6 protein-coding genes and 2 pseudogenes are annotated in these 7,091 nt (G+C 48.3%); 6 read left to right on the top strand and 2 right to left on the bottom strand.

Annotated features, from left to right (window positions below):
• Window positions 1-86: 86 nt before the first annotated feature.
• The 5 genes and pseudogenes from B5F25_RS20195 to B5F25_RS20180 form a co-directional block, all read left to right on the top strand.
• Window positions 87-389: pseudogene (locus B5F25_RS20195) on the top strand (hypothetical protein); the annotation flags it as partial.
• A gap of 12 nt (window positions 390-401) precedes the next feature.
• Entirely contained in the window at window positions 402-1,892 is a 1,491-nt protein-coding gene (locus B5F25_RS20190) for a RagB/SusD family nutrient uptake outer membrane protein (protein WP_087251661.1), read from the top strand.
• Window positions 1,893-1,926: 34 nt separating this feature from the next.
• The gene (locus B5F25_RS20185) at window positions 1,927-2,718 is read left to right on the top strand and encodes a hypothetical protein (RefSeq protein ID WP_206423570.1); all 792 of its coding nucleotides are present in this window, start codon (window positions 1,927-1,929) and stop codon (window positions 2,716-2,718) included.
• Between the two features lie 6 nt (window positions 2,719-2,724).
• Window positions 2,725-4,371, top strand: a complete 1,647-nt coding sequence (locus B5F25_RS21355) for a hypothetical protein (protein ID WP_241148457.1) — start codon at window positions 2,725-2,727, stop codon at window positions 4,369-4,371.
• Window positions 4,296-4,787 (top strand): annotated as a pseudogene (locus B5F25_RS20180) (glycoside hydrolase family 127 protein); the annotation flags it as partial. The gene B5F25_RS21355 and the pseudogene B5F25_RS20180, both read left to right, overlap by 76 nt.
• Window positions 4,788-5,166: 379 nt before the next feature.
• On the opposite strand, the gene B5F25_RS20175 reads toward B5F25_RS20180, so the two are convergent.
• Together B5F25_RS20175 and B5F25_RS22040 are read right to left on the bottom strand one after the other, a co-directional pair.
• Complete coding sequence (locus B5F25_RS20175) at window positions 5,167-6,402, bottom strand: DUF4861 domain-containing protein (protein ID WP_087251659.1); 1,236 nt, start codon at window positions 6,400-6,402, stop codon at window positions 5,167-5,169.
• Window positions 6,403-6,559: 157 nt separating this feature from the next.
• Window positions 6,560-6,730, bottom strand: coding sequence for a hypothetical protein (locus tag B5F25_RS22040; protein ID WP_158098033.1), 171 nt, complete (start codon window positions 6,728-6,730; stop codon window positions 6,560-6,562).
• Window positions 6,731-6,764: 34 nt separating this feature from the next.
• Between B5F25_RS22040 and B5F25_RS20165 the strand changes: the two genes are divergently transcribed.
• The coding region (locus B5F25_RS20165) for a glycoside hydrolase family 97 N-terminal domain-containing protein (RefSeq protein ID WP_206423569.1) at window positions 6,765-7,091 on the top strand (327 nt) is incomplete at its 3' end.

Genomic DNA, 7,091 nt, shown 5'->3' with positions numbered 1-7,091 from the left:
GGCTAACTCCCGTCAAGGCACGGAAACTTTTGCTGTTGTCTTTATGGTCGTGGTAATTCATGTTGCAAAGGTACGCGTATGCGCGATATATAACAAATCTAAATTACATAAACTCTAATTATAATTATATCGCGTCTACTTGGTCGGTCGATAATGGTGTTTATCTGCGTTTGAAAGATATTGTATTGGGATATACTTTGCCTAAGTCTGTACTGAACAAGATGGGCAATTTCATGACCAACCTGAGAGTCTATGTGGCTGGGGCGGACATTTGGGAAAAGACATACATTCACGACGGTTGGGATCCGGAAGCTACTCGGGAAATTTCAGGCAAAGACCGATATCCGTTTAACAGAACATTTACAGTAGGTATTAATGCAACATTTTAAATAATTGACACAATGAAAAAAATGAAGTTACATATCATCTTGGGGATTGTTGCAGCATTGGCTTTTCCCTCTTGCTTGGATTTCGATCCGAAAACACAACTGGCTGATACGAATTATTGGCAAACTCCGGATCAATTCAAACTATTTTCCACGCAATTTTACGGATGGACACGCGATTTCAGTCAATTAGACGGAAGTGCACACAGTGACGGACGTTCGGACATACAGACCGGATTGGTGCTGGATCTTTATAGTAACGGAACAAATACGGTACCTTCGTCAGATAAAAACTATACCGACAATTACAACCGTATCCGTCAGGCAAATATTCTTTTGGAACAGGCTGAATCGTATGCCACACCCGAGGACATAAAGACTTATGTGGCAGAGGCTAAATTCTTCAGGGCTTACTGTTTTTTTGATTTGGTGCAGATTTACGGTAATGTGATAATAGTGAGAAAGCCGTTGGATGTAACAGATCCGGAAATGCAACAGGAGCGTAATCCAAGGGGAGAAGTAATAGATTTTATCATACAAGATTTGCAGGAAGCTGCAGAAGCTCTTCCGGCTTTTAAGGAGATTGCTTCTTCAGACGAAGGAAGAGTATCCAGTGAAGCGGCTTATGCTTTCCTTTCAAGGGTGGCTCTTTACGAAGGGACGTGGCAGAAGTTTCATGAAGGCAACGGACAGAATACGGAACGGTCGCGCCAATTATTGGATATGGCTGCACAGGCTGCCAATGAAGTGATAAACAGTGGGACATTTGAATTGTTTAAGCCAGGTGAATTAGGTATTTGGGCATACAAGTATTTGTTTATCCTTGAAAATGAAAAATCCAATCCGGCAGGAATTACGAAAAGTGCTAATAAAGAATATATCTTTACCCGTAGGCATGATGGTGTAATTAATCCGATAGGATTCAATATAACACAAGGACGATTGGGAAATGCGTTGTATGTTACCCGAAAAATGGCGAATATGTATTTGCAAAGCAATGGGTTGCCCATTGATCCTGAGACTTGGAACTATAGCGAAATGGATACGGAATACGAAGGGCGTGATAACCGTATGCAGAATACGTTGATGGTTCCAGGACGGAATTATTGGAGTACAGGAGGCGGACGGATAGATTGGACGGGAAGTGCGGAAGAGATAGCCAATGCTGCATTCAAGAACTTCTCTCCTGCTACAGGAACAGGGTATTTTCCTCAAAAATGGTGTTGTGAACGCGATGGAGTGGCAACAGGTAAAGAAGGGTATGATTATCCGATTATCCGTTATGCGGAAGTGTTGCTGAACTATGCGGAGGCTGTATTTGAACGTGATAATGAGATAAGTGATGCCGATTTGGCAAAATCACTTAATTTGGTACGTAAGCGGGTTAATCCGGAAATGCCTGACCTGACGAACGGTTTTGTCTCATCGAACGGACTGGATATGCGGACGGAGATACGTAGGGAACGTACAGTGGAACTGTTTGACGAATGCTTTAGGTTGATCTGATAAGTTTAGCCGGAACTTCCGCCATTTCTTGTGGATGGATGACGTAGTGTATATCATAGATGACCTGAAGACACACGATTACGGTGAGTTTGAATGGTTATGGCATCCGGGTGGTACTTGGAAGAAGAGGGGTGCGGACGTTACGGTTACCCAAGGAGATGCATCGGTGGTGATACGCCCGCTTTATCCCCGTTTGTTGGCATTGTCTGATTTTGTACACGATTATCCGGAAGATTTATATTGGGAAGCCATTTCTGCTCCTACCGAAGATTTGAAAGGGACGGAAACTTATTATTCGTTTCATTTACCCGGGAAGTTTGACCGGATTAAAGGAGTGACGGCTATCATCTTGAAAGACAGTGTGGCTCAAAAAGAACTTCCGGTTATGGAGCGAAGGGAAGGAAAAGGCTGGATTGGACTTCGTATCCGAAATAAAGGAAAAGTGACGGACATTTACATCAACCAGTTGGCAGACGGACGGTTGATGCATAGCAATTCGTGGATAGAAGCGGATGGTTGGGTAACCGATGCCTATATGTTTGCCGTGTCTTATCCGGAGGGAGATAATCCTACGGAGGCGGATGAACTGTTCCTGGCTTATGGCAGTGCATTGCGCCGTGATGGGGTTTCGTATTTTGCTTCACTTTCTAAGTTGTTTTTTGTACAAAAGGCAGCCGGTGGAGATTTGAACTTATGGGTAGACGGACAACCTTATGTAAATGCGTCTTTCCGTTCGGGAAAACGTCCTTCCCGCTTGATTGTGAACGGCGAAGCAATGCATGTGAATTATCAGAATGGTTTGTTGGATGTGAAATATAAAAAATAGAGTAGAATGAGAAAATTAGATATTGTATGTTTAATATGTTTGTTGTGTGGAACTGTTCTTTCCGCCGCCGAATGGCAATGGTCGGTAAAAGTGAAAGGATGCGTGTCAAGAGAAACAGGGGAACCGCAGGAAGCGTTCCTGTGGATACCTCCTGCGTGCGAACGGGTGAAGGCGGTAATGGTGGGACAACAGAATATGTCGGAAGAAACGTTGTTTCATCTTTCCGCATTCCGTGAGGCGATGGGACGGTTAGGAGTTGCCTTGATATGGATTACACCTGAATTAGACCAGCGGTGGGATGTGACAACCGGTGTACAGGAAGTTTTCGACAAGATGCTTGCCGACTTGGCGGAAGTGAGCGGATATACGGAACTGGTTGACGTGCCGATTGTGCCGATAGGGCACTCGGCGCAAGCTACTTTCCCATGGAACTTTGCCGCATGGAATCCGGAGCGGACATTGGCTGTCATTTCCTTACACGGCGATGCTCCGCGCACCAATCTGACTGGATACGGGAGAGCAAATCTGGAGTGGGGACGCACGCGGAACATCGATGGTATTCCGGGGCTGATGATTGAAGGTGAATACGAATGGTGGGAAGCACGGGTCAATCCGGCATTGGCTTTCCGCATGATGTATCCCGAAAGTTGTATCTCTTTCTTGTGCGATACGGGCAGGGGACATTTCGATGTAGCGGACGAGACGGCAGCATATATCGCGTTGTTTATCGGAAAAGCAATGGAGCATCGGCTGGATGAGGGCTCGGGTAAGCTGAAGCCGGTAAATGTACGGGCAGGCTGGCTGGCTTCCCGTTGGAGTCCGGTGGAAGGCAAGCGTCCGGAACCAGCTCCCTATTCGGATTATAAAGGCGATACTCACGATGCGTTTTGGTATTTCGATGAAGAGATGGCAGAGCTTACCGAAGCCCGTTACCGCAAGCATCTGGGGAAGCGGATGCAATACATCGGCATCAGACAAAAGGGCGGGTTGGTGAAGTATGATTCGAAAGCCCACGTACGTATATCTGTGCCTTTTTCTCCTGAAGCAGACGGGGTGACTTTTCATTTGCAGACTTGTTTTACAGACAGTACGCGCAGCGTTAGGACTGATGAACATGCCGCAGGTGCTATTCGTATAGATTGTGTGTGTGGTCCGGTTGAGAAAGTGGACGATACAACGTTTGTGCTCAGTTTTAACCGGATAGGGATGGATAATCCACAGAGGAGCGGAAGCATTACATTGGTCGCAAGCCATCCGGGAGATAAAGTGTATAAAGGTGTGGTGCAAGAGTTGGAGATGAAAGTACCTCTTCGGATAACAGAGGGGAAGAGGCAAAGCATATTGTTTCCCAGCTTGAATGATGTCCGGCATGGCACGGAACGTCTCGTTTTGCATGCGGAATCCGATTGTGGGTTGCCTGTCCGTTATTACGTAAAGGAGGGACCCGCCGAAGTAAGCGGCAATGAATTGCGTTTTACACCGATACCTCCTCGCAGCAGATTCCCGATAAAGGTTACCGTAGTGGCTTGGCAATACGGCATCGCCGGAAAGGTACAGACTGCCGAGCCGGTAGAGCGGTGCGCACTACGTTCCGCCTGCGCTATCCTTCATGGAGCAAAGATGTGCAAGTCCGTGTTAATGGCAAGCGGGTGAAGGTACGCCAGCAGCCCGGTTCGTATATCGCGATAGAACGGGAGTGGAAGGATGGCGACCGCATCGAAGCGACCTATCCGATGCACCTGACGTTGGAGTCCGCGCCTGATAATCCTCACCGCGCCGCCCTGCTCTACGGTCCGGTGGTGCTTGCCGGAGCCTTGGGTACGGAAGGAATGTTGCCGCCTGCCCCCGATTCGGACCCGTCGAAGTATAACGACTATTACACCTACGATTACCATATCCCCGAAGGGTTGCCCACCGGCTTGAAGTGGGATGCGGGGCATCCCGAAAACAGCGTGCAGCGGATTTCGGAGGACGGTTTGCGCTTCCGCACGGCAGACGGCGTGACGGTGTTGCCCCTTTACGATGTGCACCGCCAGCGTTACGTGGTGTATTGGGACATAAAAGAATAGGTAAACGTATAAATGAAGCGGCACGATGAAGAAACGCAGATTCACGCGGATTTTCGCAGATTATAAATTTCAATGTGAATCAAATCTGCGTGAATCTGCGAAAATCTGCGTTTCAAAACAATTCGTCCTACTGGCACCTTCGAAGTGATGCAAAATGGAATTTAGAGGTCTGAAACAGGCTTTGCACCACTTGCAAAATGGTTTTCAGAGGTCTAAATCGGCTTTCGAAGCGGTGCAAAATGGATTTTAGAGGTCTAAAACAGACTTTGCAAGTGGTGCAAAGTCAAATTCAGAGGTCTGAAATGGATTTTGCACGTCTGCAAAGCCCGATTCAGACCTCTGAATTGCATTTTACACGTTTTTCAAAGTGCCGGAAAGCTTACTTTACGGTCACTTGCAACGGGTGGCGCACCTGTTTTGCATAGGCTTTCAGGTAATCGGTCCACGATTCATCCGTGTCGAAGCCGTATTTGCTCCAGCCCGAACCCCAGTAATAGGTGAAGGTGTCGCCGGGACGGTAGGTACAGATTCCTAATACGTGTCCCAACGCATCGCCCGCGGGCTTTTCGAAGAGCTGCACTTTGGTCTGCACTGTCGTATCGGGGAATACGGCACCTACGTAGACGATGCCGTTGTCCGATTGAGGTTCGGTGGTAGGGTCGGCGTAGGCGATATATCCCTCCTGTGCGTTGTGGGCATAGCCTTCGGCATTGGCGGCATGGAGCACGATTCCTCCTGCCACGGGGGTGGGTTGGCTCAGGTTGGCATATGTTACGGTAGTCTGGTTCAGCTGCGAGCCTTTGTCGAGCCGGATGATGCGGGTTTCCACTACGTCCGTGTCGTTTCCTATCGTCAGCGGGTTGAAGGTAAGTTTCACGGTGAAGCGCAACGGGCCGTTGTCCAGAATTTCATATTCTTTATAACAATACGGATAGACGATGGCAGAGTCGGGCATCAGTGCCGAGGTGCCTCCGCCCAGTGTGGGGCCTACGGCATAGCAGTCCATTCCGTTGCCGTGGTCTACGTGGTAGGAGATTTGACGTACCAGTTCGTCGGCTTCCTGTTTTTTGCCAGCCTTGCGCAGGGCGTTGATTTTTGCCCATGCCGCGGTGTCCAGTTCCATTGCGTAGCGGTCTTCCACTACCAGGCGGTCGGTGTTCTTGGTGAACACGTCGTAGCCGTATGCCTGTTCGCCTTTCTGTTGCAGGGCGGGTCCGTAGGCACGGTAGGCGGCGCGGTCATTTTCCCAGGCTATGTCGTCCAGACGTTCGGGGTAATGCCTTCCGTATGCTACGGTGTCGGTTTCAGCCGGTGTCCCTTGCCGGATGGTATATGCTTCGGTTCCTTTTGCCGATACCGATACGGGGAATATCAGTTTTCCGTCGTGGGTAAGCTGGTAAGGGATTTCCTGGGCTTGTGCGTTGCAGACGATGACGTGTGCCGTGTCGGGCAGGTTCAGCGATTGGAACACTTGTGCGGCGGGCACTTCTATCATTTCGCCCGTGCGTTCGGCATCGAGCGGGTTGGTTACGGTCACGGTGACCGTTTGGGGATTTCCGCATCCCCACAGGCAGGCTCCCAGAGCCGTTGCCGTCAGAAGTACAATCTTGTTCATAGTTTTTTTATATTAAGTAGGTTTGTTTTTTTGGGGGCAAAGGTATGGATTTCTTGCGTTTAGCCAACAGATTTGCAGAAAAATTCGTTCGGATGAAAAATAATTGTGTTTTGGTTGAGTGGTTTTGCCTGTTCGTTCGTATTCCTTGACAAAAAGACTAAGAAGCTGTTTTGAATTTCTCCAAAAAGTTTTTCTTGGCTTGATGTATCCTTTTTCGTGTGTGCTTTGGGCGATTTTTTGGTCCTTTTCGCTCCTGTTCTTCGTCAGATAGCCCGCTATCTTCCTCATCACAGAAGCGGAAATGCCTCAAAAACTCATCCCAAATCATCGCACGATAAATTCAAAACAGCTTCTAAATTCGTATGAAACATTTTGTAGCAGGAATAATGATGTGTGTGGCGGGCGTTTCGATGTACGCTGCCGCACCGGAGAAATTGGAAGTGAAGTCGCCCGACGGGATGCAGCAGGTCGAGTTCTACATGTCGCGTTCGGCGTCGGGGGCGAATGTGCTTTGTTATCAAGTGTATTATAAAGGTGAAAAGGTGATTGGTCCGTCGCGTGCAGGACTGGAGGGCAGAGTCAACCAGCGAGTGCAACATTACGAAATATTTTTGAAAAAGACCTCAGCCGGAGTCGAGAAATTGAGTTTTTCTCTCGGTCTGGCATTAATTTTCTTCCTGATCTTGGTT

The sequence above is a fragment of the Bacteroides sp. An19 genome (genome assembly GCF_002160215.1).
In the GTDB taxonomy this organism is placed as follows: Bacteria; Bacteroidota; Bacteroidia; order Bacteroidales; family Bacteroidaceae; genus Phocaeicola; species Phocaeicola intestinalis.
This window is presented reverse-complemented; position numbering and strand designations above follow the sequence as displayed.